A 25,362-nucleotide genomic window follows, 5' to 3' on the forward strand; every position below is an offset into this window, starting at 1 on the left:
TTTTCGGGGCACGGTTCAGATCAGGGCCATGGCTGTCAGAACGGTCGAGCAGCCCGCGGCCGTCATCGGCCACAGCAGCCACCTCTGGCGCCCGTCGGAGACAGCGGCGGCGGCCAGCATCTCCGCCACGGCGGCGATGGCGGCCGCCGCGCCGAGATACAGACCGCGGCTGCTGGCCCGCTCCGCCAGACTCACCTGGCGCTTCTGTTCGGTCCGAAGACCTGACAACAGGTGCTCGGATTCCTTGCCCAAGGCCCTCACCGCCGCGGCATCGACGCGGTCGGCGCGTGCGGGAGGACGCCCCATGTAATCGGCGATCTCGCGCACGCGCCCCGCGGCACGTGTCTCGGCCACGGACACCACTCGCTCGTGCCGTGCTTGAGCGGGCGTGACCCCGGTTTCCAGCGAGGCGCGTTCGCGGGCCATCGCCTGAAGTTCGGTGAGCTCTGCCGTTCGGCGGCTTCCGTCCAGGAAAGCTGTGCGCTGACCGTAGGCCAGGGCAGCGGTACCGAGCTGGGTCGTCTTGCGGGCCGCCTCGGCCTGGGCCCGCTGTTCGACGCCCGACGCGTAGATCCCCCCGAGGGGAAGCACCATCAGCAGAACCACGATGAACAGACCGAGGAGCGCGGCGGGGCGGCTCTCACCGCTCGGAGTGACGGCCGGCTGAGGGATGAGCTGCAGATCCCTGACAACGCGCCGGCGGTCAGGACCCGACGGCCTGCGCAGGGCGGGTGGCCGCACGACGTTCGCGGCGGCCACACCGGCGATCACGGCCATTCCGACGAGCGCGGCGAACACGAGCCCCCACATCACCCACGTGTCCCCGGACCGCATCGTCGCCTCTGGGGCGAGTCCGTAGGACTTGGGTTTGTCCCGTTGCAGGTCCGCGAGTCGGCGGGGCAGGTCGTAGCCGAGGTTCTTGTGCCGGTAGGCGTCGTGCAGAAAGCTCCCGGAATCGGCCACGCTGCGCAGACTGAACGCGGTCTGGGCGGCGATCTCGTACTCCGCCGCGGCAGTCCTGCCCTCATGACGGATCGGTCGCAGCGCGTCGGCGCGCGCCGAGGCCGCGGCCACATTGAAGGCGAGGCGCGCATCCTCGGTGTAGACCTTGCGCACATCGTCCAGCAGCGTCTCCTGACGCGTGATCTCCTGACGCACCGCGTCCTGGTACGTCCCGGACGCCTCGCTGAACGCCCAGGCGGACAGGGGTGTCGCCACGGAGATGACGGCGAGCAGCCAGATCTGCACCCGGATACGGAGACTGAACCGCGAGGTCGACGGATTCACCGCGCCCCCCGCTCGTACGTGACCTTCAGCCCCTTCTTGTCGGTGAGAGCGAGGACATCGCCCGTCACCTCCCACGTGTGACGCTCGGCAGTGAGCGCAGCGGGCCTGGCCACGAAGTCGCCTTCAGGATCGCCCGGGTCCCGGCGGGATGTGGCGGCCTTCTCGGGCTTCAGGACGAGCCGCGCCCCTTCGACCCGTGCCGCGCCTTCCGAGGTGCGGGTGACCTGGACGATGCCGTCCGGGGAGTCGTACGCGAGGACGCCCACGAACGTGTAGTCGCCGTCGGCCCGGAAGCTGTAGGTGAGGTCGGCGTCACTGTCCTTCGAGTCGCTCTTCCATGTCCCGACGAGGGCCTGAGGGAGCACCTGTTCACCCGTGGCGGCATCGGTGGTCCGCGGCGCCGGCGGGGGTGAGGCTGTCCTGGACGTGGGTCCCGGGCCGGGCGGGTCACCTCGTGCTACGCACGCCGTGACGCTCCCGAGCAGCAGGGTGGCGCAGAGCACCGCGCGGACCGCACCGGTGACGACCACGTCAGCCACCGGCGATCTGACGGACATAACTGATCCCGTCCAGCTTCAGATTCTCGAAGACGTATCCATAGCCGGCGTCGAATTCCTCGATCGACCAGTAGTCGTACGGGATGGGACCTATCGGCACGTACAGAGTCATGGAGGTGCCTTCGACCACCGCTGTCCCATCCAGCACGAGGCCGTTGTTGTACAGGAGGCGCACACCGCCGTCCGCGGAGAAGCGGATCTTGTCGAAGCGCACGGACGTGCCGTCGCCGTCCCATTCGCCGACCAGTTCGCTGGGAACGTAGCCCTCCGGCGCTTCGAACGTCGCTGATGGCGGCGTTTCTGGTGGCGTTTCTGGTGGCGTTTCTGGTGGCGTGGGCGAGGGCGGCTCTGTGCTGGCTTCCGTCGTTTCGGTGGATGGCGGCGGATCGGGGGTCTCGTCACCCGATTCCGTGGCCGTGGAGGGCGGTGGAGTTGGCGGAGGGGATTCTCCGGAGCTTCCTCCGCACCCCGCGACGATTGCCGCGATCAGTACAGCCCCTGCGATTCTGCGCACACGTAAGAACGTCATGAGCTGAGCCCTGTCTTTCTGTGTAGCCGACTACTCGGCGACCACGAACCGGAGACGGCGCCGGGGGCGCGGGCCCGAACCGCGGTCGCGGCCGCGCAGCTCCTGGACGAGAGCCACAAGTACGGTGAGGCCCCAGGCGACGAGGAACGCTGTCATCTGGGCACCGGTTCCGACAGCCAGCCAGCTGACCCCCAGCCCGGCCAGCGTGATGCCGGAGGCCGCGAGAAGAGCCGAGTGCCGCCGGGGGCGGAGAGTCCGGACCAGGCACAGGACAGCGAGGACGAGGACCGGAACAGCCAGGGCAGACATCGTTTCGTGCCCTGTGTAGTCCGGGAAGATCAGATCCGACGCAGGCTCGTACTCTCCGTCGTACCCCTCCTCGAACAGTGTGTGGCCGGAAGGGTCCTCGTCCAGTTCGTAGTAGTCCTTGGTGTAAGAGCTGTAGTAGTAAAGAGGGTCGGTGAAGTCGTCTTCGGACACGGAGGCGAGGCCGCTCTCCTCGACCGCTGCCCCGGCGGTGACGCCCGCGATGACCAAGGCGCCGGCTCCCCACCACAGAAGAGCGGACGTCAGGGGGGCACCAACGGAACGCGACCAGCCCGAGGACGGCGATCGCCGACAACAGTACGAGGTAGCCGCTCCCCGGCTGAAGCTCCTGGTGGCCGAGGACGACCACGGCCGAGACCACGATCCCCAGTAGGGCGACGACGCGGTTCCCGGCCGCGAGGTGACGCCATCTGCGCGCGGACGGCGTGACGGCGGAGTCTGTCTGGTCGGAACCGGTGGCGGTCGCGGCAGATGGTGCGGCCGGTGCTTGATCGCCCTGGTCGGTCGCCGTCTCGCCCGGGACGGCGGGAGGTGCCGGGGTGGCGGGAGGTGCCGGGGTGGTGGGGGGCGCCGGGGCGGCGGGAGGTGCCGGGACAGCGGGAGGCGCCGGGATGACGGGAGGTGTGGTGGAAGCCGCCTGCTTCGGCATCGATGCGGCCTGGGTCTGCTGTTCGGCCATCATCGTCCGCCCGACCCCCGCCCCGAGTGCCGGGGCCGGTGCGGGTGCCAGCGGGGCCGTCGGGGTCGGAGGGGCCACCGGCAGGGCAGGGACTCCTGCCCCTGCGAGGGCCAGAGCCCGCCGCATCTCGTCTATGCCGGCGAAGCGTTGCTCCCGCTCCTTCGACAGCGCCCGGAGCACGACGGCATCGACCGCCGCCGGGATCTGCGGTCGCAGCCTGGACGGCGCGACGGGCTCCTTGCTGATGTGCTGGTGCATCACGGCGAACGAGGAGTCACCGATGAAAGGCGGGCGTCCCGTGAGCAGTTCGTAGAGAAGGCAGCCCGTGGAGTACTGATCGGAGCGACCGTCGATCGCCTCACCCGTCAGCTGCTCCGGTGACAGGTAGGCGGGGGTCCCGACCGTCATGCCCGTCGCGGTCAGGCGGGTGGTGGTCTCCGCCACCACCTTGGAGATCCCGAAGTCCAGGACCTTGACCCCGCCTTCGGAGGTGAGCATGACGTTGGAAGGCTTGATGTCCCGGTGAACCAGGCCCCGCCCGTGACTGTGGGCCAGGGCCTCGGCGATCCCCTGGCCGACGTCGAGAGCACGGTCGACCTTGAACGGCCCCTCGACCAGCGCGTCCGCCAGGGTGCGGCCGTCGATGAACTCCATGATGAGGAAGGGGGTCGTCTCGGTGTCCCGGACGTCCTCACCGACATCGTGCAGGACGGCGATGTTGCGGTGGCTGAGCGAGGCGACGGTACGGGCCTCCCGGCGGAAGCGGACCCGGAACTCCTCGTGCCTCGTCAGCTCCGGCGGCAGAAGCTTCACGGCGACCGAACGGCCGAGCTCCCGGTCCGTGGCACGCCAGACCTGGCCCATGCCGCCACGTCCTGCTTCTTCGATCAGTTCGTACCGCTCGGCGAGTACCCGCACGGCGCTCCCCCCGTTCAGCGTCAGGGTGCGAACCCCCACGCAAAAGCCGCCCCTGGAGCGCGCCATGAATCAGCCCACCCGCACGCCAACCGTACTGGCTGATTTCCACACATTGAGCGTCATGAGTGTCCGAATAGGAGCGCACACCTTGCGCGCGCCCCTACCGCGCACAACTGCGCTGGGGGCGCACCCCCGACCTGCATATGCGCGCCATACGCCGGGCGGGGAGCCGCCGGCTGAACGGCAGCTCCCCGCCCCCAAGGCGTCACTCAGCCCTACGCGTCCTTGAACTCCTGCCGCTGCCGCCCGAGCCCCTCGATCTCCAGCTCGACCACATCCCCGGCCCGAAGGTACGGCTTCGGCTCGGGCTCCCCCATAGCAACCCCCGCCGGCGTCCCGGTATTGATCACATCGCCCGGGTACAGCGTCATGACCTGGCTGAGATACCGCACGACCTCCCCCACAGCGAAGATCTGCTCAGCCGTCGTCCCGTCCTGCTTCAACTCCCCGTTGACCCACAGCCTGAGGGACAGATCCTGCGGATCCGGCACCTCGTCCGCCGTCACCAGCCACGGCCCGAGCGGATTGAACGTCTCGCAGTTCTTGCCCTTGTCCCAGGTCCCGCCCCGCTCGATCTGGAACTCCCGCTCGGACACGTCATGCGCCACCGCGTACCCGGCGACATGGGCGAGCCCTTCCTCCGCGGACCCCAGATACCTGGCCGTACGCCCGATGACGACGGCCAGCTCGACCTCCCAGTCGGTCTTCACGGACCCGCGCGGCACGAGCACCGTGTCGTGCGGGCCGACGACCGTGTCCGGCGCCTTCATGAAGACGACCGGCTCGGCGGGCGGCTCGGCACCCGTCTCGCGCGCGTGGTCGTGGTAGTTCAGCCCGATGCAGACGATCTTGCCAATCCGGCCCAGCGGCGGCCCGATCCGCAGCCCGGTGGCGTCCAGGGCGGGCAGCTCACCGGCGTCCGCGGCGGCCCGCACCCGGCCGAGCGCGGCCTCGTCGGCGAGCAGCGCGCCGTCGACGTCCGCGACGACGCCCGACAGGTCCCGCAGGGTCCCCTCGGCGTCGAGCAGCGCGGGCCGCTCCGCCCCAGCCGTACCGACTCGCAGCAGCTTCATGATCATGTCTCCCTAGATCGCGGGCGCCCGCCGATGCGCGCGACCCGGATGCGGCGGGGACAGCGATCGGAGGACTGGTCGATCCTCCAAGCTGGGAGTCCACTCCGCAATACCCGGTTCACGTACTGGACCCCGGTCGCCTGGTCACCGGTACAGCACGGCCCGCTCGACGACACTCCACGTCGTACTGGTCACGACGTACAGCGCGGCGGCCAGCGGCACCACGGCCACGGTGACCAGCGTGAAGAAGGACATGAACGGCATGGCCCTGGTCACCGCCCCCAGCCCGGGCAGCTGCTCTCCACCACTGCCCGCCGCGGCCGGGACGGCCGGGTTCGCGGCCATCATCCGCTTGCTCAGTCGGTAGCTGAACGCCGCGACACCGGCGACGATCACGAACAGCCCGGCGTACACGAGCCCGGCCCCGCTCAGCACACTCCCTGCCCCGAGCGCGTCCGTCCACCGCTCCCCCAGCGGCGCGGCGAACAGCTCATGCCCGAGCAGCTCATTGGCCCGCCCGCCGATCGTGTCGCTGGAGAACAGGTGGTAGAGCAGGAAGAACGCGGGCACCTGGAGCAGTCCGGGCAGGCAGCCGGCCAGCGGCGACACCTTCTCCTCGGCGTGCAGTTCCAGTACGGCCCGCTGCAGCTTCTCGGGGTTCTTGCCGTGCTTCTTCCGCAGCTCGGCGATCTTCGGCTGGAGCGCGGTCCGGGCCTTCTGGCCGCGCGCGGCGGCCCGGGACAGAGGATGGACGAGAAGTCGTACGAGCGCGGTGAACAGGACGATCGCGGCGGCGGCCGCGGAGGCGCCGAACAACGGCTGGAGCAGGTCGGCGAGGTGCTCGACCAGGTTGGCGAAGACGGACATGCGTGAGCCCTCCGGGGGTCTCGTCGTGCCGGAAGTGGGTCATGGCGGCATGACGACCCGCGCGGGGTCAGCTACGTGTGATGCGTGGTGCCCCTACGCGAAGGTCGCCCGGAGGGCGTGTCCGGGTGCCCGGGGCCGGGGGCGCCCCTTGGCGTCCGGGTCGCGTTGCGGCAGGAAGGCCGTACGGAGGTCACGGTCGCGGATGGCCGTACGCACCCGGGTGCGTGGCACGGCGGGCGCGCAGCGCGCGGCGACGACGGCGCAGACCGCGAGCGCGGCCGATGCCGCGGCGGTCGCGGCGAGCGCGACGGTGGCGGTGAGGCTGCCGGTGTCGAGCAGCGCCACTTCCAGGATCAGGCAGAGCAGCACGAGAGCGGGACGCGGATTCGCCCAACTGCGGTTCATCGACGGCCCCTCCTCTCGTACATGTGTATGTCCTGTTGTTCGTTATACAGGATCACCTCGCCGTTCATCACGGCTGACGGGAGCGCCAGGGTGCCTGACCCGGCTGAGCCGGGCGATGCTTCCCGCCGTTCGGCCCGTTCCGCTCCTCCCGGTTCAAGGGAGTACCGACCGTTCATACGTTCCCTCTGGTGGCGGGTGGCGCTCGTTCGTACGATCACCGCATGCAGCTTCGGTACACCTTCAGGCTGTACCCAGAACCGGGCCAACGAACGGCACTGACCAGGGCGTTCGGGTGCGCCCGCGTCGTGTACAACGATGCCGTACGCGCCCGTGAGGACGCCCGCAGGGCGGGCGAAGCCTTCCCCACGGCGGGTGCGCTGTCCAAGAAGCTGATCACCCAGGCCAAGCAGACACCCGAGCGGTCCTGGCTGGGCGAGGTCTCCTCGGTCGTCCTCCAGCAGTCCCTGCGCGACGCGGAGGCCGCCTACAAGAACTTCTTCGCCTCCCTCAAGGGCGAGCGCAGGGGTGCGAAGAGCGGTGCGCCCCGCTTCAAGTCCCGCAAGGACAGCCGTCAGTCGATCCGCTTCACGGCCAATGCCCGCTGGTCGATCACCCGTTCCGGGAAGCTGAACCTCCCCAAGATCGGTGCGATGAAGGTGAAGTGGTCCCGCACCCTGCCCGCGCACCCCTCCTCGGTCACCGTGGTCAAGGACGCGGCCGGACGATACTTCGCCTCCTTCGTCGTCGACACCGACCCGGCCGCGGACGCCGCCCGGATGCCCGGCACCGGCCAAACGGTCGGCATCGACCTGGGCTTGAAACACTTCGCCGTCCTCTCCGACGGGACGAAGATCGACTGTCCGCGGTTTCTGCGCCGGGCGGAAAAGAAACTGAAGAAGGTCCAGCGGGAGCTGTCCCGCAAGCAGAAGGGATCCAGGAATCGGGAGAAGGCCCGCCTGAAGGTCGCCCGCGTCCACGCAAAAGTGGCCGATGCACGCCGCGAGTTCCACCACCAGCTCTCCACCCGGCTGATCCGCGACAACCAAGCGATCGGTGTGGAGGACTTGGCGGTCAAGGGAATTGCGCGCACCGGACTGGCGAAGAGTGTGCATGACGCGGGCTGGGCTCAGTTCGCCCACATGCTGGAGTACAAGGCGGTCCGGTACGGGCGCACCCTGGTGAAAATCGGCCGGTTCGAGCCGACCAGTCAGGTTTGTTCGGTGTGTGGAGCCAAGGACGGCCCCAAGCCCCTGCACATCCGGGAATGGACCTGTGCCGCCTGCGGCACGGTGCACGACCGGGACCACAATGCCGCGAAGAACGTGAAAACGGCCGCCGGACTGGCGGTGACAGCCTGTGGAGCGCAGGTCAGACCAGGACTCGTCCTGGCACAGCGCGACGAAGCAGGAAGCCACGGATTCCCGCCCGACCCCCGTGCCGCGTAGCGGCCCAGCAACGGACGAGAAGGCCAGAATCCTCGGGCTTCAACCCGAGGAGCAAGTCAATGGCAGGTGATGGACCCGTCGGGCGGCGGGGACCTCTACACACCCGCTCGGACACTCACCTGAACGGAAAATCGCTAAGCATTCCATTCACGGCAAAGTCGATCCAAGCGCTCCAAGGGGACGGCGTCACTCCGTAGGTCGGCGGCGGTTCGGGGCGATCTGTAAAGCCTGGGTGGCGAGCACGGGGAATCCGCGGGTACAGGTGTCTGGCCTGCACCTCTCTCACGCTCGTCACCTCCCGGCAGTACGGTGTCCCCCATGCGCCCCGACACGCCTGCCGAAAACGTCGACCACACCGCCGAAGCGGCACGCCTGGAGCGGACCGCCGGCCTGTACCCCGAGGACGCCGAGGCCCTGCTGCTACGGGCCGCGGCCCACCTGGAACTCTCCGGCGACCGCCCCACCGCGTCCACGCTCTACGACCGCCTGCTGTCCTCCGCGACCAGCCTGGACAACCCCCACCTGGTACGGGCGCTCAAGGCCTCGAACCTCTGGGAGTACGGCCACGAGGCCGAGGCCAGGGCGATCATCGAGGGCGTCCGGGCAGCCTCCCCCCAGGACCCGGCCCCCTGGGTCATCGTGGCCGAAGCCCTCGAATCCCACGACGAACTGGAAGCGGCCCACGAGACGTTCACGGAGGCCGTGCACCGTCTCCTGACGGACGTGGCGGAGCCCCCCTACGCCACCCACCCCCTCCTCTTCGGCCGCCACCGCGTACGGCGCATGCTGGGCGAGTCCCACGACGAATGGGACGCCCTCGCGGACACGGTCCACTCCCTCCCGATCACCCTGGACGAACTCCACGACCCCAAGCGGGTCTGGTCCCTGGGCTCGGAGAACCCGGCAGAACTCGAGGCCGAGATCCTCCGCCTCCGAGCGGAACTCGGCGCCTACAGAGAGGCCCTGTCCCGCCCGTTCCCGGTAGCGATCCTCCACTGGCCGGCGGACGAACTGACGGAACTCCTGGAGGCGTACCCGACGCTGACCTCGGAGTACCCGACCCACGAGACCCACCTCGCGACCATAGAGTCCGCCCTCCGAGAACTCGCCTCCTCCGGCACCCCCAACCTCGGCATCGTCACGGGCACGGTCCCGTCCTACGAGGCCTTCGCAGCATCGGAACTGTCGTCCCCGGACGACGCGACCCTGCTCCCCCAGTACGCGACGACACTGGCGGCCAGGGGGCGGGCGGTGGCTTGGCCGCCGCAGCAGGGGGCGTCTTGCTGGTGCGACTCGGGCCGACCGTACGGCGAGTGCCACGGCTTGGACGCCTAGCCGAGTCTGAAGAAGATGCACGACCCACTCCCTCTCACCGAGCACAACGAGACCTTCGGCCCATGGCTGGGGCGCCAGTTGCGACGATCGGGTATGTCACAGGCGGACTTGGCTGACCAGGTCGGCACGACCCGCGCCACCGTCTCAGCCTGGATCACAGGTCGCGCAGAACCGCATGACGAGACCAGGGCTCTCATCGCGGACGTCCTCATCACGGCGCAGCCCTCATGACGCGCACGGTCGGCCTCCCGACGCGGCCGACCGGCGCGCTGGCCCTCGCGCCTCGGCCACCGGCCGATCGCCGCTAAGCCAACCCGGCGTGCCCGGAAACCGCGGATGCGTCCTGCACCCCGAGTGCCTGGACAACTCGCCGTTGGCCGACGGACCGATGGCCACCGGCCCTCCCGGGCCGCCCGCTCGCTTCTCTCCCGCACTGGAACGGCCCGGGTCAAGGGTGGCCCGCAGGGCCATCGGCGCAGCCGACGCGGAACGCAGCGCAGCGGAGTGGAGCGCCCTTGAGGCGGGCCGTGGAAGCGCGACACTGACAAGAAGCGGGCGGCCCAGCAGCAACGGCAGCCCACCTTCCGGCATGGCCCCTCGAATGTCAGTGATTGCTGTTAGAACAGATCCACATCGTCACGCGTGATCGTGTACGAGAACCACGAGGGATCAGGGGAGCAGTCGTGGCAGAACATGGGGGCCTGTCCAAGCCGATCGCGGGTGTCTACGAGAAGCTGATCACCCATGGTTTGCATGACGAGCTGGAGCGATTCACGGCCGCAGGGTGGAAGGCAATCGACGCCGAGGTCACGCCAGAGTCCACGCCCCATGTGCTAGCTCGCTACATCGGTGAAGCTGTCAGTCAGAGGCTCAGCGAGCTTCCGCCCGAAGACCGTGTGGCTGTCGCGAACCGCATCCTCGAATCCCTGGGCACGAGTGCCGCCGACCCCAGCGAAGCCAAGGCCATCAGCACGAGCACTATCGCCGAAGGCCCTCGACAGCTCCTTGCTCTTGCCCAACAGGAGGCTCCGGGCGTCTACGGCCTCCGCCCTCTCACTCCCTTGTCCGAGACATCGCTCATCACAAACTCTCCTGAAGACCTCAGTCTCGGCTCCGAGCTCCGGGCAGAGCTCGCTACGGCAGACCGCATTGACCTGCTCTGCGCGTTCGTGAAGTGGTACGGCATTCGCGTCCTCGAGGATTCACTGCGCGCTGCTAAGGAGCGAGGCGTGCCGATCCGTGTCATTACGACTACCTACATCGGCGCCACCGACCGCCACGCACTCGACCGTCTCGTTCGCGACTTCGGCGCTACGGTCAAGGTCAACTACGAGATTCGATCAACGCGACTGCACGCCAAGGCCTGGCTCTTCAGGCGCCACACGGGCTTCGACACGGCGTACGTCGGCAGCTCCAACCTCTCGAAGGCTGCACTCCTCGATGGCTTGGAGTGGAACGTCCGCCTGTCCTCCATCGCTACACCGGCGGTGCTGAACAAGTTCGAGGCGACCTTCGACGCGTATTGGAACGACTCCGCGTTCGAGACGTACGACCCCGATCACCACACCGAGCGCCTCGACCACGCTCTGGCACAGGCAAGCGGTACTGCCTCCACCACTGACCTGAAGATCAACCTCTCTGGGCTGGAGGTACGCCCCTTCCCCTATCAACAGGACATGCTGGAGCGCCTACGGGTAGAGCGCGAGCTCCGAGGGCGCAATCGCAACCTGTTGGTCGCAGCAACCGGTACCGGCAAGACCGTCATGGCGGCCGTGGACTACCGAAGCCTGGCCAAGAGCTTTGATAACCGTCGACCAAAGCTGCTGTTCGTCGCACACCGCAAGGAGATCCTCAAACAGTCTCTGCGGACATACCGAGAGGTCTTGGACGATGCCTCATTCGGCGAGTTGCTCTACGGCGGCGAGGACCCTCAGGCATGGGACCACGTCTTTGCCAGCGTCCAATCACTGAACGTCCAAAGGCTTGAAGAGCTGGCTCCCGACCACTTCGACATCATCGTGATCGACGAGTTCCACCACGCCACGGCCACCACCTACCGTCGAGTTATCGATCATTTCAAGCCCAATCAGCTTCTCGGCCTGACCGCTACCCCCGAGCGGATGGACGGGCTCAATGTCCAGGACGAGTTCTTCGAGGGCCGCATCGCAGCCGAAATGCGGCTCTGGGAGGCCCTTGAGAACGACCTACTGTGCCCCTTCCACTACTTCGGCATCCCCGACGGCACAGACCTGACGAACCTCACTTGGCAGCGGGGCGCGTACGCGGACCAGGACCTCGGCAACCTCTACACGGGCAATGAGGCACGTGCCCGTATCGTCGTCAAGCAGATCCGAGACAAGGTCTCCCAGCCCGGAGCTATGCGTGCACTGGGCTTTTGCGTGGACAAGAAGCACGCGCGCTTCATGGCGGACTTCTTCCGAAAAGCGGGCTTCCAAGCAACCGCCCTCACCAGCGACTCACCATCCGCAGCACGTGCTCAAGCTCTCGCTGATCTACGAGCAGGGAAGCTGCAAGTCATCTTCTCCGTGGATCTCTTCAACGAAGGTCTCGACATTCCCGATGTCGACACGCTTCTGCTCCTGCGCCCCACCAACAGCGCCACTGTCTTCCTCCAGCAGCTAGGCCGTGGGCTACGCCGCACCGAGATGAAGCCCGTGCTCACTGTCCTCGATTTCATCGGACAGCACCGGGCAGAGTTCCGCTTCGAAGAGCAGTTCCGAGCTCTGACGAACCTCTCCAGGAACCGGCTCGTCGATCACATCGAGCACGACTTCCCGCTCCTTCCATCGGGATGCCAGATCATCCTGGAAGGCAAGGCCAAGAAATTGGTGCTGGACAACATTCGGACGCAGCTGAGCGCTACCGTCAAGACCTTGGTTAACGAGGTCAAGGCCTACGAGACGCCACAGCTACGCGACTACCTTCGGGAGAGTCGCAGGGAGATCAAGGAGTTGTACAAGAGCGACAACTCCTGGACCACCATCGTGCGTCGAGCCGGCCTGCTCAAAGCTGCTGCTCCTAGTGGCGAACCGGCACTCCTCAAACGCGTCCACGCTTTCCTACACGTCGATGACCCTGCCCGAGCCAACGCGTACCTCCGTCTACTCGCCGACGAAGTACCGCCATACGACGAGCTGGACCCCACAGACCAAGCCTATGCCCGCATGCTCTTCTTCAACTTGTGGGACAACGCTGGTGGTTTCACCAGCTTCCAGCAAGGCCTCGACGCGCTCCGCGACCAACCGGTCCTGCGCGACGAGCTCCGCCAGGTCCTGTCCTACGTCATCGAGCAGGCGGACCACTTCCCGATCCCCTTGTCGGGCAGCCACAGCCAGCTCCCGCTAAGGGTGCACTCCTCCTATAACCGCTCCGAGATTCTGGCCGCCCTCGGCGTGGCACGCTTTGGCGGCCAGATGCCCAGGTCCTTCGCGCAGGGCGTCCAGTGGGTCGAGGACCTCCAGACGGACGCCCTTCTGATCACCCTGGAGAAGAACGAGAAGGACTTCTCCCCCACTGTCAGGTACAGGGACTACGCGCTCAGCCCGACGCTCTTCCACTGGGAGTCCCAGAACTCCACAGCCGAGAGCTCCCCAACAGGACAGCGCTACCAGCATCACGCCGAGCGGGGCAGTCATGTCCTGCTCTTCATGCGTCGCTACAAGAACACCGACATCGGTAAGTCTCAGCCCTGGATGCTTCTCGGGCCTGCCACCTACGAAGGCCACGCTGGCAGCAAGCCGATGGCGATCACGTGGCGCATGGAACATGAGCTGCCGGCCGATGTCTGGTCGTACGCAGCCATCAACGCAAGCTAGTTGGCCCCGTTCGATGTCAGAGTGATCAGCTAACGTCAGAGCATGGACTTAGCTTCGATCAAGCCCGGGCTGATGACCACACGCGCAGCGATGAAGGAGCTGTTCGGCGGAGGGACGCAAGGAGGGATCATCCCCTCCGACACCACCCCGAACATCCTCATCTACGTAGATCACGACAGTGGCAAGAAGTACGGCTACGAGGACGGCTGGCTAGAGGAAGAGGACGAACGAGGGCCGGTGTTCGAGTACACCGGCCAGGGCACCCGCGGTGAGCAAACGTTTCTGGGGCTGAACGGCTCCCGCAACGCAGCCGTCCTGTGTCACGCAGACAGCGGAAAGTCACTGCGAGTCTTCATGGCAGCAGGGAAGGTTCCCGATCCAACATCCTCCGCTAAGCAACAACGGTACGTAGGCGAATTTGAGCTCGATGCAGAGCTGCCGTACACAGTGCGTGAGGCACATGACGAGAACGGTGAGCGCCGTCGCATCATCGTCTTCCGACTACGCCCTAAGGGAGACTCTGAGCGCCTCACTCAGGATGTCATCAGTCGCGCGAAGGAAACAGACGCCCACAGGGTTTCCGCCACTGTAGTCGCCTGCAAAATGGTGGAGCCGAAGAAGAAGCGCGCGTCTGAGAGCAGGCGGGCTGCACAACCGAGCCTCATAGCCGATCTACGCCAATCAGCGTTGCGCGAGCAGTACCTCGAGGAGCTCACAAATCGTGAGCATGAAGTCTTCGCGTACCAAATAAAGATCTCGGGTACGACCAAGACCCTCAAGACCGACCTTTACGACGCCACCATGCATGAACTGTATGCGATCAGAGGCGCGAGCAGTCGGGACGAAGTACGCATGGCCATAGGCCAATTGAAGGACCTTGTACGGCACATCAAGCCGCGCGACCCCAAACTGACCGTGCTGCTTCCGGAGAAGCCGCAGGACGACTTGCTGAATCTACTTCACGCAGAGGGCATCAACCTCGTCTACGACGATGTCGATGGCTACACGAGATGCGCGACCAAGTAACAGCACCCTGCAAACCTCTTTGGAGCAATCATGGCAGAGTCACCAGAGCATGTTTTCCTGTCGGACACAGCTCTCCAGATCATGGACAGCGCCTCGAACTCAACACTGTTTGGCTACACAGAAGGCCAGCGCAAGCGCTTTGACTTCTCCTGCGACTTAAAGAAGGACTGGTCAAAGGTAGTTGCAGGACAGACTCTCTGGAAGCACGACGGGGACGGAATTGACAAGGACCTCAGAACGCTCCTTCTTGAGGAGGACATCGCCGCGGCGGTATACATCGCTCGGCACCAGAGCCGTAGCCGTGCGCGCCTCGCCGAGGTAACACAGGACTACCTTCGCAGAATGCCCGGGAGCCTGTCTCGCCTGCGCGTCTTCTGGGTGCCGGCGGACTTTGACGCGGACGACGAAAAATCCCGCACGGCCGTCCACAACCTCTTGAAGGAGGAGATAACCAGGGACCTACTCCTCCAAGTAGCCCTGGGAGGGATTACTCTCCCGGATGTGACGCGCTTCGCGTCGTCACGGCGCCCCGGCCTTCCGCTCAGGATCCTGTCTCACGTCAAGAAGCAGGGCTATCGCAACCATCGACACATCGCCACGGCTTTAGACGTCAACCTGAACTCTGTCCAGTTCGAAACGGAGCGGCTCTTCATCATAGGGTTCCTGTCGAGCGACAGCCCGCAAGGGGGTCTCTACAGCGTGACGGACAGCGGAAATGCGATGCTCGATATCTGCTCGCGCCTCCGCGACTACCTCCACGGAAACCTCGGCGACGAAAACAAGAACGAAGATTTCGAGCACATATGCAAGCTGCTGGGTATCGACTACCCATCGATATCCAAGACGTCACCCCTACTAGTCGGTGACAATGACCGCGATACAAAGAACCCCACAGCACTGCTCCTACAGCACGTGGCCCAAGCCGACGCAGACGGTTCCGTCGAGTGGCCCGAACCCTACTTCGCCATACCTTCGAGCTCTGAGATATCCACTTCCCAGTGAGCCCGACCCGTTCGGCTAGCGCAACCCTGGATAGTCTTTCCACATGATTCGCGCAGTGGTCTTCGACGTAGGTGAGTGCCTCGTGGACGAGACCCGGGAGTACGGCACTTGGGCCGACTGGCTGGGCGTACCGCGGCATACGTTCCATGCGATGTTCGGGGGCGTGATCGCCCAGGGCCGGGACTACCGGGAGACGTTCCAGGCGTTCCGGCCCGGGTTCGATCTCTACGAGGAACGGGAGAAGCGGGCCGCTGCCGGGCAGCCGGAGAGTTTTGGGGAAGACGATCTGTATGGGGACGTTCGGCCAGCCCTGGAGCAGCTCCGGGCCGACGGGCTGTGGCTCGGTATCGCTGGGAATCAGACCGTACGAGCCGGGGGGATCCTGCGGAAGCTGTTCTCCAACGACGTCGACCTGATCGGTACGTCCGACGACTGGGGCGCCAGCAAGCCCGACCCCGAGTTCTTCAAGCGGGTCGCCGAGGCGGTGCCCTTCGAGGTCGGCGAGATTCTCTATGTCGGTGATCGGTGCGACAACGACATCAGGCCGGCCGCCCAGGCGGGCATGCATACAGCGCTCGTGCATCGCGGGCCGTGGGCCACCATTCAGTGGGACAGCACCGAGGCCAGGGAGCTGCCAACCTTCCGCCTCGAAGGACTACTGGAACTGAGCGACCGAGTGCGCGGGTTCAACGCCTCAGCACGCTGAGTGTCGTAGACCAGTCGTACAGGCGGTCGTCGAGTTCGCGGACGCAGCTCTGGTGTTGGTGGGGAGTCAGCGCACGACGGACTTCGCGTACGCGGTCCATGCCGGTGGCGTACCAGGTGCGCGCCAACTGGTCGAGCGCCTTGCCCGCGTACTCGCAGGCTGCGTCGGGGTTGCCGGATGCAGCCTCGACGGCTGCCAAGTCTCCGTAGACGACCGTGCGTTGCTTCTCTTCTCCTGGGGTCATGGCTTCCAGCGCCTGAAGCAGTGCCGCTCGGGCTTGCGGGAGGTGGCCGGCGAGCAATTGGGTATTGCCCTTGAAGGCCGCGAGCCGCGCTGGGGAGAACCAGTCCATCCATTGCGGTGAGGGCTGTTCGTTGCCGTCCCCGAGGATGTCCTCGGCGTGGCCGATCAGGTGCAGGGCGGTGCGGGTGTTGCCGCACCTCGTCTCGCATTCGGCCTCGACGGCGTCCAGCCACGCGAGGAATTCCGCGGAGGCAGGAGCGCGGCGCGCGTAGGTGCGTGCCGCGATCATGCGTTCCTGGGCTCCCTCTTGATCTCCTGCCCAGCCCGGGATGAAGGCCATGTGCGCGATGATGGCCGAACCGAGCAAGGGATCGTCGGCCTCGCCAGCGGCTTGCAGGGCAAAGAGAAGCGTCTCGTGTGCGGTGGTCGGCTCGGATAGGTCGAAGAACTCGATCCGGCCCGCGAGGAGGTACGTCTCCGCCAGCGCGGCGGCGACCGCGCGTCGGGTGGAGTCGGACGTCTCAGGAAGTAGGGCGCAGCCGAGCGTCGCGTGTGCAAGGACAGCCGGGTGCAGCTTGGTCGGCGCGACCGACCAGTAGAGCCGACGGTGAGAACGCGTGACTGCCTCAAAGTCCGTTCCGGCCGTGGCCGGTTGCGATACGGCTGTGGCCCTGCTTGGCCCCATCGCCAGGCCCCACGCGGCCGCCCCACCGGCGACCAGTGTGCGTCGGACAGGGTCGGGCATTGAACCCTCCGGACCCCACGGGGGCGTGAATCCGAGGGACTCCATGTTCTGGCCAAGCAGGTGTACGAGTACACGCTGGCAGTCCGGTTGCGGCCATGGTGGATTGTCCGACTCCCAGCGGCGGACCTGGCGGACCCCGACGGACAAGCCACGGATGCCCATGCCCTTCGCGTGCTCGGTGAGGGCATCGGCCAGGTCCTGCTGTGAGTTGAAGCCAGCGGCCACCCGAGCCGCCTTGAGTCGAACGTTGCCTGTGGGCCTTGGCACGGGGCCACCTCCTCCTGCTGACAACTTGGCTCTCACCCTCCCACGAAGGTCCGCTACAGGACACCCCCTCCCTCTCAGGGAGTCATGTAGGCCCTTTATAGGTCCCTTTAACGGCCTCTTGAAGTCCTCGAATAGTCGACGCCGGTCGTGGACTCTGTTTGGCGTACCGACCGACGGACAGCAAGGGGAGCACGCTGTGCACACACACGAGGGCTTGGACAGAAGGATCTCGGAGTGGCTCGCTCGGACCCACCCGGTGCCCGAGCGCGTACGGACGGAGTGGGCCTCACAGGGCGTCGCGCTTCTGCCTCTCGGTGAGCGGTTCGCGGCAGTGCGCATCGCCTCCGAGGTCGTGCATGCCGCTGTTCAGTCCGATGATCAGGACCGAGTGGCGGCGACTCTGGGCGAGTTACTTGGAGGCGCGATCATCTACGACCGCCGAGTGGCAGGTGGCACGTATTACGCCCTAGTCGACGGGCATGCCGGTGACGTCTGGGCCCACGACAGCACCGCGACGTGCCTTGGCCACGGCACCTACTTGGGAGTGCCGCGCATCGACCGACAGCGACCACCGGGCACGTACTGGGTGGTGCCACCGCGGCACGCGGGTGATCTGTGTCCACCGCGTTCAGTCATCGGCCTCGTCGAAGCAGGCCGCTCTCGACTGGCCGCGGAGGCTGAGGTCTGTCCGCACGACGCGGGTGAACTCAAGACGACTGTGGCAGCTCAGCGTCCGTGGGCCATGCGACTGGTGACCGACCGGCTTCCCGTACGCCCGCCGTCATACACGACCGTCATGCTGGACGGACCTTCCCAGACGGCTCTTTATACGGATGCCGTCGGCCAGGTGGTCGAGATGGGCAAGCATGGCACATCGAGGACGACCGGCACCGCGTCAGTCTCCGGAGGTGGCGACGGACAGAATCCGCAGCCGCAGACGCAAGACGACAACACGACCGACTACGAGTCGGACTGATCGATGGCCTCCACTGTCCTCGTCGTCACCGCGTTGGAAGACTTCACAGCGGACCGCGTCATCGAGGCTCTGAATAGACGTGAGTTGCCCGTCGTACGGGTCGATCCCGCCGACATCGGGCCCGACCTGACCTTCGGATTCCGCCTCGGACCGGACACCCATGTTTGGGGTGGGAGATTGCGGACTCCAAGTCGAGACGTGGAGGTGGGAGACGTGGCGGCGGTCTACTACCGGCGCCCCACCCCTTACACCACCCGTTTCGAGCTTCTGCCACAGCAACAACGGGACTTCGCGATCGCCGAGGCCAGACACGGACTCGGCGGTGTTCTGAACGGCCTCCGGGAGGTGCTGTACGTCAATCATCCGCAGGCGGTGGCGCGTGCGGACTTCAAGCCGGCTCAGTTGCAGAAGTTCGCCGAGCTTGGGTTACGTGTTCCGCCGACCCTCATCACCAATGAGTGGGACGCGGCGAAGGAGTTCGCTGCGGACCACCGGCATGTCGTCTACAAGACATTCCGCGGACTGCCCCGCAGCGAGGACGGGCACACCGGCGCGATCTGGACCCAGCGTGTGGAGCCTGGCACGTTCGACGACACGCTGGCAGTGACCGCGCACATGTTCCAGGCCGAGGTTCCCAAGAGCGGGGACGTACGGATCACCATGGTCGGCCATCGGATCTTCGCCCAGCGCATCACTCCGCCCGACGGGGCCCTCGACTGGCGTCGGGGTGACTGGGACGAACTGGTGCATGCCCCCATCGCCGTTCCGGCCATGGTCGAGATTGCCCTGCATGAGTACCTGGATTCCTTCGGCCTGGTCTTCGGCTGCTTCGACTTCGCACTCACCGGGAATGGGAGCGATCCCGAAGACTGGTGGGCCATCGAGTGCAACCCGAACGGGCAGTGGGGCTGGCTCCCGGACGCCGCGGATATCGCCGAGGCGTTCGCCGACATTCTGAGCACGGAAGTACGGAAGGAGACGCCAGGTCATGGCGATGCCCGCCGACCCTGACACCGACGCGGTCCGCCTACGCGAAGCCATGGCGGACACCGTCGCCCAAGACTGTGTCCTTGTGGAACCGGCCTGGCGGGCGGCGGTGGAGGCGGTGCCACGGCATCGGTTCGTGCCCGGCTTCTACCTGCCCGCCGACAAGCGCGACGAGCAGGGACTGACGGTGTGGGAGCCGGTCACCGCCGAGCTCGACTACGGGCGGTGGTTGGCAGCCGCGTACTCCGACACCACACTGATCACCCAGTTCGACGGGGATGAACCCGATTGGAAGGCTCCGGTCGCCCGCTCTGGTGGTGCGCCTACCTCGTCGTCCACGCTGCCGTCCCTGGTGGTGCGTATGTGGGCCGACGCCGAAGTGGCAGAGGGACACACGGTGCTGGAGATCGGGACCGGGACCGGGTACTCGACCGCTCTGGCCTGCGAACGCCTCGACTCCGGGGATGTCACCAGCATCGAGGTCGACCAGCGGCGACTGGAATCGGCGGCGGGTGCGCTGTACAGCTGTGGTTACACCCCGACCCTGGCCGTAGCGGACGGACTGTACGGGTACTGGCCCGAGGCCCGCTTCGACCGGATCGTGGCTGCCTGCTCCTTCCGTGCCGTCCCACCCGCGCTGCTCGCCCAGACCCGACCGGGTGGAAAGATCCTGCTCAGCCTGTCGGGATGGCTCTACGGATACGCCCGGGTCTTGCTCACCGTGGCCGAGGACGGCACGGCAGAGGGGACGCTGCTGCCCGGCGCGGTCTCCTTCATGGCCGTCCGGACTCAAGCCGCACCGGCGTTCGGTAACCCGGCCCACTGGGCCGCCGGCCTGTCGGGCAAGCCCCGCCCGGCCCAGCACGGTCCGCAGCGCCTCATGGCAGCGACAGACGAAGCACACCACCTGCGGTTCCTGGTCCAATGCGCGGTGCCGAACGCCCAGTTGATCACCATCGGCGAGGTCGTACACCTCATCGACGTCGTGAGTGGATCCGCGGCCACTCTCACGTCTGGCGACGGTGGTTGGGATGTGCGCGAGGGCGGACCGGTGAAGTTGTGGAAACGCATCGAGGAAGCTCTGGACGCCTTCGACGCGGCAGGTCGCCCGGGGCCGGAGACATTCGTGCTGCGCGTGTGCCACGGCAGGCAGCTCTTGCAGCACCCGAGGATGCCTGGCCTGTTGCTGCCTAACCGGACCTAGACGGGCCTGTGATCATCACATTGGCTGCAAGGTGCTCTCGGCCGCCCGGTTCTCCTGAGGTTGGCGGTTCCGGGGCGAGTGTCAAGAGCGCCCTTCGGGCGTCGGCTGGCGCCGATTGCGCTTCGCTTCACTCTTGACACTCGCCCGTCCACCGCGGGGATTTACCGGCCGGGCGGCCCAGGGGTGGGGCGGCGGGGATGGTGGGGAGGGGTGCGCGACCGTGGCCGGCTGCTGGTGCGTGGGGGGCTTTCATGGTGCCGCCTCGTCGTTTCGGGTCCAGCCGGATGCCGTCACTACCTCGCGTGCGATGTCGACGATCCGACGTCGGATTTCTGAGGGGTGGGTCAGGGGGCGGGTTCGTCCTGTCGAAGGCTGCGGAACACCTCGGGGGTCGTCCAGCCGCGCAGTGTGGCGAGGATCGTCGAGCTGAACGCGGCCTCCGCTGTGGGGGCGTCGAAGGCCCCGGCGAGTTCGAGTGTCACGAGCCCGTGCAGAGCCACCCAGAGTGAGACGGCGATGGGCGTCGCTTCGCCGTCGAGGACGGACTCTGTCAAGGCCCGGTCGATCGCCGCGATGAGGGGCTGGACGGGGTCGTCCGTACCGATCGTCTCCGACGGCTCGAAGGACTGCACTCCGCCGAACAGCACCGAGTACAGGTGACTGTGTTCGCGTCCCCAGCGTCGGTAGGCGGTGGCCAGTGCGTAGATGTCGGCGAGGGGGTCCTCGGAGGTCGGCACCGCCGTCACGGCCTGGAACAGGCTGGCGACGGCTCTGTCGCGAACCGCTCCGATCAGTCCTTTCTTGTCGCCGAACAGGGAGTACACCGCCGCCGTCGACGTCTCGGCGGCCGTGGCCACGGCGCGGACGGTGACCGACTCCTGCGGACGGGTGGCGAGCAGCTCGGTCGCGCACTCCACGAGTCGGGCTTTGACGGTCGCGTCGTTCGTTCTGGGCCTGCCCATGACGAAGAGCCTACCTTCTTTGGTAACGTCGTTTTGAAACAGTGTTTTGAAACCTCGGAGGTCGTCGTGCCCACGTTCGCCATACGCCTTGCCCGCTTGACCGGACGGTTACTACTGGCCCTGGCCGCCGTCGTGGCGCTGGTCGCCGTCTTCCTCGTAGCGCTCGTCCTCACTGACGGGGCGGGCTCGGGGATCGGCGCATGGCTGGCGGCCCTTGGGATCGGGACTGTCGCCGCGCTGTGGCGGGGTCGGCGTGGTACCCGGGCGGCGCGGCTCGCGCCGTTTCTGCCGGTGGTTGTCGCGGCAGCGTTGACGGCGTCGGTCTGCGTCCCGACCGAGCCCGCGGCACGGCGGTCCCCGACCGCCCTGCCGTTCGTGGCCACACAGCACTGGACCCTGGACACAGGCAGCCGGGTCGCGGTGTATCACTACCCGCCGGCGAAAGCGAAGACCGGCGCCCGGCATCCCGTTCCGCTCGTGTACCTCAACGGCGGACCGGTTCGTGGCATCTCGGTTCAGGACCACCGGTTCCTGCGGCTGCTGGCGCGACAGGGCCACGACGTCTACGCCTACGAACAAGCCGGCGGTGGGCGGAGCGACTTGCTCCCCATGGACCAGTACTCGATCTCCAGGTCGGTCCGCGACCTCGCCGCCTTCGTCTACCGCTTGGACAAGGGCAAGGCCGACGTCCTCGGGTTCTCCGCGGGCGGGGTCGTGCTCACCCGGGCTCTCGCGGATCCTCGTGTCGCCGCGCGTCTGCACCGGGCGATCGTCGCCGAGCCCGGCCCGATGGACGGACCGACCGCGCGGATCGCCGGGCACAAGGGTCGGCCCTCCGCGCGCGGCCTCGCGCCGGCGATGACCGGACCGCGGTCGACGCATCTCCCGCGGTACGCCGTCGCGTTCGGCCTCATGCGACTCGGGCTCCTCACTCCCGGCACCGGGCTGATCGGGCAGGCCGAAGGGGTCAACGCCTTCACCGCCGCCGACCTCGGCAGCGACACCGCGTCCGCCTACTGCGCGCGCGACGCGCACCGCATCCCGACCGAGGACACCGCGCAGAACTTCTCCTTCAGCGCCGCCGCCAGCCTCCGCATCCAGCAGACGATCAAGGACTCACCGTCTCTGGCCCCGCAGTTGAGGCGCTCCAGGACCCCCGCGATGCTGATGATCGCCGAGTGCTCCTCGCAGGTCCGTCAATGGGCGACCGCCGTCCTCGCCGGTGATCCCGCCGTCCAGCGCACGCAGTACATGCCCGGCGTCGGACACCACATGTGGAACGGCCTCGACGGCAACAACGACCGAGCCGCCGCCGTCATCACCGCGTTCCTTCAGGGCAGGCCCGCGCCCTTGCCGGACTATCCGACCCGGGACGGGATTCCCGCCTTCCTGCGCGACCACGAGTGAGTCAGCGGGGTGGTTCGCCCGCCTCGGTTGTCGGGCTATTTGCCGTCGTCGGGGAGGCTTCCGTCGCCGCCGAGGTTGGCGACGATTCTGCGCAGGAGCTGAAGGTTCTGATCGCCTCGTAGAGACGCTCCGGCTGGTCCAGGTGGACGTCGTGGGCCGCGTCCGGGATGCGGGTGAGGTGGGTGGCCGGGCGGTGGGTGAGCATGGTGGTGGGCTCGTCGGGGCGCATGGTGCCGTGTTCGCCCTGGACGAGGAGGGTGGGGCAGGTGATCCGGGACCACTGGGGCCAGTAGGCGGTGGTGGCCAGTTCGGCGACCGACGCGATGAGCGTGGCTCGGTCGAAGGTGGGGTGCCAGCCGTCCTCTCGCCGCTCCAGGGTTCTCGTCCAGGCCTCGTGGCCCAGGAAGGTCTCCGCGGCCTCCAGCGACTCGAACGGTGTCGGCCAGCTGTCCAGCCAGGTCGCGATCCGCGCGGGGAGTTCCGGGGTCGGGCCCGCCGGGCCCGCTTCGACCAGGATCAGGGACTTGACCAGGTGGGGGTGGGAGGCGGCCAGCAGCATCGCCGTGTGGCCGCCGAGGGACTGTCCCAGCAGGGTGACGGGGGCCAGGGCCAGTTCCTCGATCAGGGTGACGGCGTCCTGGACGTGGGCCGCGCGGGTCGTGGTCGCGGGGGTGCGGGTGCTGGCGCCGTGGCCTCGGGCGTCGTACGTCACCACGCGGTGGCCGTCGGACAGGAGCCGGGCGGCGACGGCGTCCCACTCGCCCTGGTGGCCGGCGAGGCCGTGCAGGAGGAGGAAGGGGGTGGGGGATTCCCGCTCGGGGCGGTGGTCGTGGTGGGCGATGCGGGTGCCGTCCTGGGTGGTGAGGGTCGTGGAAGTGGTGCGGACGGTTCTCGGGTGGGGTGTCTTCAACTGGCCTTCCTCCGGTGACGGCTCGGGCCGGCCTCTCCGTTGCCCGACGGCCGCCGCCAGCCGATTTGCGGGGCCGGCGGTGGCCACCACGCGGGCTGCGCCCCTACGGCCGTACGCGGATCCACGGGCTACGGCATCGGGCCCAGGTCCGCTCGACCGAACAGCAGGGCGTAGCCCGGCGGCAGCTGGGCCAGGATGCGGGTCACCAGGTCGTCGCCGATCAGGGGCGGCAGCACGCCGAGGACCGAGCTGACATCCCAGCGGGCGGTGGCGGGGGTGGCACCCTCGGCACGGGCGGCGATCGAGTCGACGAACTCCGCGGCCGTCAGCGGCTGTGTGGCCGGGATCTGGGAGGCGATCAGCCTGGCGGCCTCTTCGGGCAGGGCGCGGGCGAGGTCGACCCGTTCGTCGCCGATGACGTGGGCTCCGAGCGCGGACAGGACGACACGGGTGACGCGCTCCGTCTCGGCTCTGGTGGGGTACTGGCCCGACTCCTGTACCGCGTCGAGGAGTTGGGTCATGGTGAGCGTCTCCGTGGAAACCGTCGTCGCGGTCATGTGCGGGTTGTCCTCTGGGGTGTTCATGGGTGACCGTCCCGCGGGTGGGACACCCGCGGGACGCTGCATCGGTTGCGTGGATGTTCGGGTGGGGTCAGCCGCTGAGCTGCTTGCGGCTTTCGCCACCCGCGATCTGGATACGGCGTGGCTTGGCCTGCTCGGCCACGGGGATGCGCAGGGTCAGGACGCCGGCCTCGTACGACGCGTCGATGCGCTCCGTGTCCAGCGTGTCGCCGAGGAAGAGGCGGCGGGTGAAGACGCCGGTGGGACGTTCGGCGACCAGCAGCTCCGCGCCCTCGGGGGCGGGAGACCTGCGCTCGGCTCGCACGCTCAGGACGTTGCGTTCGATGTCCAGCTCGATCGTCTCGGGGTCGATGCCGGGGAGGTCGAAGTGGACGAGGAAGTCGTCCCCGGAGCGGTAGGCGTCGATCGCCATCGCCGAAGGGCGGGCGGCGGAGCCGAGGACCTGCTGCGTGAGTCGGTCGAGGTCACGGAAGGGGTCCGTGCGCATGAGCATCACTGTCTCTCCTCTCATCAGACACTGTGTCGCGATGCCGCATGTGTTGCTTCTTCTTATATAGCGCGGACGAGGAAACTTGACAAGCGCCGACTCATGTTTGGGTGAACACCGGTCTCGCGCCCCGGCGTGCGCACCGCCCGCCCCACGCGTTAGCCTCGGGTTCTCGTAAGGGCAGGAGGCAGGAACATGGCAAAGGTTCCCAGCGCGGTGGTCGCCGCGAGCGGGCTGGTCGGCGGGTACGGCGTGGCCCGTTGGACCAGGCAGCGGCCGCTCGGCGGGGCCGTGCTCGCGGTCGCCGGGGCGGCGGCCGCGCGGCAGTGGCGGCAGCAGGCCGGCGGGGTGGCCGCGGGGGTGCTGTCGGCCGCGTATGTCGCCGCCTTCGCCGGGTCGCATCCGCTGGCCAAGAGGGTGGGCGCCTGGCCCGCCGTGTTCGGAGTGGCGGGGGCTGTGGCCGTGGCGTCCTGGGTCGTGGCCGACCGGCGCGGCTGACCCGCCGACCCACAGGTACAACAAAGAACCCGGCCCTGAATCC

Annotated in this window: 24 protein-coding genes and 1 pseudogene; 12 read left to right on the top strand and 13 right to left on the bottom strand. The window is 67.3% G+C overall.

Going from position 1 to position 25,362, the window contains the following annotated elements; translation table 11 throughout:
• Positions 1–15 precede the first annotated feature (15 nt).
• The 8 genes and pseudogenes from ACWIF2_RS12630 to ACWIF2_RS12665 all read right to left on the bottom strand — a co-directional run bounded on the left by ACWIF2_RS12630 (position 16) and on the right by ACWIF2_RS12665 (position 6,702).
• A complete protein-coding gene (locus ACWIF2_RS12630) occupies positions 16–1,158 on the bottom strand; it encodes a hypothetical protein (protein WP_454360163.1) in 1,143 nt (380 codons plus the stop codon).
• Positions 1,159–1,283: 125 nt separating this feature from the next.
• Positions 1,284–1,844 carry a hypothetical protein gene (locus ACWIF2_RS12635; RefSeq protein ID WP_454360164.1) on the bottom strand — a complete coding sequence of 187 codons (561 nt, stop codon included), beginning with the start codon at positions 1,842–1,844 and terminating at the stop codon, positions 1,284–1,286.
• Positions 1,819–2,358, bottom strand: a complete 540-nt coding sequence (locus tag ACWIF2_RS12640; RefSeq protein WP_454360200.1) for a hypothetical protein — start codon at positions 2,356–2,358, stop codon at positions 1,819–1,821. Before ACWIF2_RS12640 ends, ACWIF2_RS12635 begins: the two co-directional genes overlap by 26 nt.
• A gap of 45 nt (positions 2,359–2,403) precedes the next feature.
• A complete protein-coding gene (locus tag ACWIF2_RS12645) occupies positions 2,404–2,910 on the bottom strand; it encodes a hypothetical protein (RefSeq protein ID WP_454360201.1) in 507 nt (168 codons plus the stop codon).
• Between the two features lie 670 nt (positions 2,911–3,580).
• A pseudogene (locus ACWIF2_RS12650) lies at positions 3,581–4,363 on the bottom strand (serine/threonine-protein kinase); the annotation flags it as partial.
• 209 nt (positions 4,364–4,572) lie between these two features.
• Positions 4,573–5,430, bottom strand: a complete 858-nt coding sequence (locus ACWIF2_RS12655; RefSeq protein ID WP_454360165.1) for a fumarylacetoacetate hydrolase family protein — start codon at positions 5,428–5,430, stop codon at positions 4,573–4,575.
• A 144-nt stretch (positions 5,431–5,574) separates the two neighbouring features.
• Positions 5,575–6,297, bottom strand: a complete 723-nt coding sequence (locus tag ACWIF2_RS12660; protein ID WP_454360166.1) for a YidC/Oxa1 family membrane protein insertase — start codon at positions 6,295–6,297, stop codon at positions 5,575–5,577.
• Between the two features lie 93 nt (positions 6,298–6,390).
• A complete protein-coding gene (locus tag ACWIF2_RS12665) occupies positions 6,391–6,702 on the bottom strand; it encodes a DUF6412 domain-containing protein (protein ID WP_454360167.1) in 312 nt (103 codons plus the stop codon).
• Between the two features lie 221 nt (positions 6,703–6,923).
• On the opposite strand from ACWIF2_RS12665, the gene ACWIF2_RS12670 reads away from it, so the two are divergent.
• From ACWIF2_RS12670 to ACWIF2_RS12700, 7 genes are all read left to right on the top strand, one after another.
• Positions 6,924–8,147 (top strand): RNA-guided endonuclease InsQ/TnpB family protein, encoded by a 1,224-nt coding sequence (locus tag ACWIF2_RS12670; protein ID WP_454360168.1) that lies wholly within the window; start codon positions 6,924–6,926, stop codon positions 8,145–8,147.
• A 318-nt stretch (positions 8,148–8,465) separates the two neighbouring features.
• Positions 8,466–9,482 carry an SEC-C metal-binding domain-containing protein gene (locus tag ACWIF2_RS12675; protein WP_454360169.1) on the top strand — a complete coding sequence of 339 codons (1,017 nt, stop codon included), beginning with the start codon at positions 8,466–8,468 and terminating at the stop codon, positions 9,480–9,482.
• A gap of 15 nt (positions 9,483–9,497) precedes the next feature.
• On the top strand, positions 9,498–9,713 hold the full coding sequence (locus tag ACWIF2_RS12680) for a helix-turn-helix transcriptional regulator (protein WP_454360170.1): 216 nt from the start codon (positions 9,498–9,500) through the stop codon (positions 9,711–9,713).
• A 452-nt stretch (positions 9,714–10,165) separates the two neighbouring features.
• Positions 10,166–13,318: a DUF3427 domain-containing protein gene (locus ACWIF2_RS12685; protein ID WP_454360171.1), complete on the top strand. Its 3,153-nt coding sequence runs from the start codon at positions 10,166–10,168 to the stop codon at positions 13,316–13,318.
• Positions 13,319–13,360: 42 nt separating this feature from the next.
• Positions 13,361–14,344, top strand: a complete 984-nt coding sequence (locus tag ACWIF2_RS12690; RefSeq protein ID WP_454360172.1) for a hypothetical protein — start codon at positions 13,361–13,363, stop codon at positions 14,342–14,344.
• 30 nt (positions 14,345–14,374) lie between these two features.
• Positions 14,375–15,346 (top strand): hypothetical protein, encoded by a 972-nt coding sequence (locus tag ACWIF2_RS12695; protein ID WP_454360173.1) that lies wholly within the window; start codon positions 14,375–14,377, stop codon positions 15,344–15,346.
• Positions 15,347–15,389: 43 nt separating this feature from the next.
• Entirely contained in the window at positions 15,390–16,052 is a 663-nt protein-coding gene (locus ACWIF2_RS12700) for an HAD family hydrolase (RefSeq protein WP_454360174.1), read from the top strand.
• Here the strand turns inward: ACWIF2_RS12700 and ACWIF2_RS12705 are convergent.
• Positions 16,033–17,307, bottom strand: a complete 1,275-nt coding sequence (locus ACWIF2_RS12705) for a transcriptional regulator (RefSeq protein ID WP_454360175.1) — start codon at positions 17,305–17,307, stop codon at positions 16,033–16,035. The genes ACWIF2_RS12700 and ACWIF2_RS12705 overlap by 20 nt on opposite strands.
• Before the next feature lie 196 nt (positions 17,308–17,503).
• On the opposite strand from ACWIF2_RS12705, the gene ACWIF2_RS12710 reads away from it, so the two are divergent.
• Genes ACWIF2_RS12710 through tgmC form a run of 3 tightly spaced genes read left to right on the top strand, consistent with a single transcriptional unit; the run spans position 17,504 to position 20,474 of the window.
• Positions 17,504–18,283: a putative ATP-grasp-modified RiPP gene (locus ACWIF2_RS12710; protein ID WP_454360176.1), complete on the top strand. Its 780-nt coding sequence runs from the start codon at positions 17,504–17,506 to the stop codon at positions 18,281–18,283.
• 3 nt (positions 18,284–18,286) lie between these two features.
• Positions 18,287–19,294 carry an ATP-grasp ribosomal peptide maturase gene (gene tgmB / locus ACWIF2_RS12715; RefSeq protein WP_454360177.1) on the top strand — a complete coding sequence of 336 codons (1,008 nt, stop codon included), beginning with the start codon at positions 18,287–18,289 and terminating at the stop codon, positions 19,292–19,294.
• Positions 19,272–20,474, top strand: a complete 1,203-nt coding sequence (gene tgmC, locus ACWIF2_RS12720) for an ATP-grasp peptide maturase system methyltransferase (RefSeq protein ID WP_454360178.1) — start codon at positions 19,272–19,274, stop codon at positions 20,472–20,474. Before tgmB ends, tgmC begins: the two co-directional genes overlap by 23 nt.
• 344 nt (positions 20,475–20,818) lie before the next feature.
• On the opposite strand, the gene ACWIF2_RS12725 is transcribed toward tgmC, so the two are convergent.
• A complete protein-coding gene (locus ACWIF2_RS12725; protein WP_454360179.1) occupies positions 20,819–21,436 on the bottom strand; it encodes a TetR-like C-terminal domain-containing protein in 618 nt (205 codons plus the stop codon).
• 66 nt (positions 21,437–21,502) lie between these two features.
• On the opposite strand from ACWIF2_RS12725, the gene ACWIF2_RS12730 reads away from it, so the two are divergent.
• Positions 21,503–22,843: an alpha/beta fold hydrolase gene (locus ACWIF2_RS12730; RefSeq protein WP_454360180.1), complete on the top strand. Its 1,341-nt coding sequence runs from the start codon at positions 21,503–21,505 to the stop codon at positions 22,841–22,843.
• A 1-nt stretch (position 22,844) separates the two neighbouring features.
• On the opposite strand, the gene ACWIF2_RS12735 is transcribed toward ACWIF2_RS12730, so the two are convergent.
• From ACWIF2_RS12735 to ACWIF2_RS12745, 3 genes are all read right to left on the bottom strand, one after another.
• The gene (locus tag ACWIF2_RS12735) at positions 22,845–23,753 is read right to left on the bottom strand and encodes an alpha/beta fold hydrolase (RefSeq protein WP_454360181.1); all 909 of its coding nucleotides are present in this window, start codon (positions 23,751–23,753) and stop codon (positions 22,845–22,847) included.
• A 128-nt stretch (positions 23,754–23,881) separates the two neighbouring features.
• Positions 23,882–24,310, bottom strand: a complete 429-nt coding sequence (locus tag ACWIF2_RS12740; RefSeq protein ID WP_454360197.1) for a DUF2267 domain-containing protein — start codon at positions 24,308–24,310, stop codon at positions 23,882–23,884.
• Positions 24,311–24,404: 94 nt separating this feature from the next.
• Entirely contained in the window at positions 24,405–24,827 is a 423-nt protein-coding gene (locus tag ACWIF2_RS12745; protein WP_454360182.1) for an Hsp20/alpha crystallin family protein, read from the bottom strand.
• A gap of 189 nt (positions 24,828–25,016) precedes the next feature.
• Between ACWIF2_RS12745 and ACWIF2_RS12750 the strand changes: the two genes are divergently transcribed.
• Entirely contained in the window at positions 25,017–25,319 is a 303-nt protein-coding gene (locus ACWIF2_RS12750) for a hypothetical protein (protein WP_382494523.1), read from the top strand.
• Positions 25,320–25,362 lie beyond the last annotated feature (43 nt).

The sequence above is a fragment of the Streptomyces sp. NPDC055506 genome, from assembly GCF_053643595.1.

Coding starts and splice junctions, on each gene's coding strand:
- ACWIF2_RS12635 (WP_454360164.1), bottom strand. CDS start 1,844: ATGTCCGTCAGATCGCCGGTGGCTGACGTGGTCGTCACCGGTGCGGTC.
- ACWIF2_RS12655 (WP_454360165.1), bottom strand. CDS start 5,430: ATGAAGCTGCTGCGAGTCGGTACGGCTGGGGCGGAGCGGCCCGCGCTG.
- ACWIF2_RS12660 (WP_454360166.1), bottom strand. CDS start 6,297: ATGTCCGTCTTCGCCAACCTGGTCGAGCACCTCGCCGACCTGCTCCAG.
- ACWIF2_RS12665 (WP_454360167.1), bottom strand. CDS start 6,702: ATGAACCGCAGTTGGGCGAATCCGCGTCCCGCTCTCGTGCTGCTCTGC.
- ACWIF2_RS12670 (WP_454360168.1), top strand. CDS start 6,924: ATGCAGCTTCGGTACACCTTCAGGCTGTACCCAGAACCGGGCCAACGA.
- ACWIF2_RS12675 (WP_454360169.1), top strand. CDS start 8,466: ATGCGCCCCGACACGCCTGCCGAAAACGTCGACCACACCGCCGAAGCG.
- ACWIF2_RS12680 (WP_454360170.1), top strand. CDS start 9,498: ATGCACGACCCACTCCCTCTCACCGAGCACAACGAGACCTTCGGCCCA.
- ACWIF2_RS12690 (WP_454360172.1), top strand. CDS start 13,361: ATGGACTTAGCTTCGATCAAGCCCGGGCTGATGACCACACGCGCAGCG.
- ACWIF2_RS12695 (WP_454360173.1), top strand. CDS start 14,375: ATGGCAGAGTCACCAGAGCATGTTTTCCTGTCGGACACAGCTCTCCAG.
- ACWIF2_RS12700 (WP_454360174.1), top strand. CDS start 15,390: ATGATTCGCGCAGTGGTCTTCGACGTAGGTGAGTGCCTCGTGGACGAG.
- tgmB (WP_454360177.1), top strand. CDS start 18,287: ATGGCCTCCACTGTCCTCGTCGTCACCGCGTTGGAAGACTTCACAGCG.
- tgmC (WP_454360178.1), top strand. CDS start 19,272: ATGGCGATGCCCGCCGACCCTGACACCGACGCGGTCCGCCTACGCGAA.
- ACWIF2_RS12725 (WP_454360179.1), bottom strand. CDS start 21,436: ATGGGCAGGCCCAGAACGAACGACGCGACCGTCAAAGCCCGACTCGTG.
- ACWIF2_RS12740 (WP_454360197.1), bottom strand. CDS start 24,310: ATGACCGCGACGACGGTTTCCACGGAGACGCTCACCATGACCCAACTC.
- ACWIF2_RS12745 (WP_454360182.1), bottom strand. CDS start 24,827: ATGCTCATGCGCACGGACCCCTTCCGTGACCTCGACCGACTCACGCAG.
- ACWIF2_RS12750 (WP_382494523.1), top strand. CDS start 25,017: ATGGCAAAGGTTCCCAGCGCGGTGGTCGCCGCGAGCGGGCTGGTCGGC.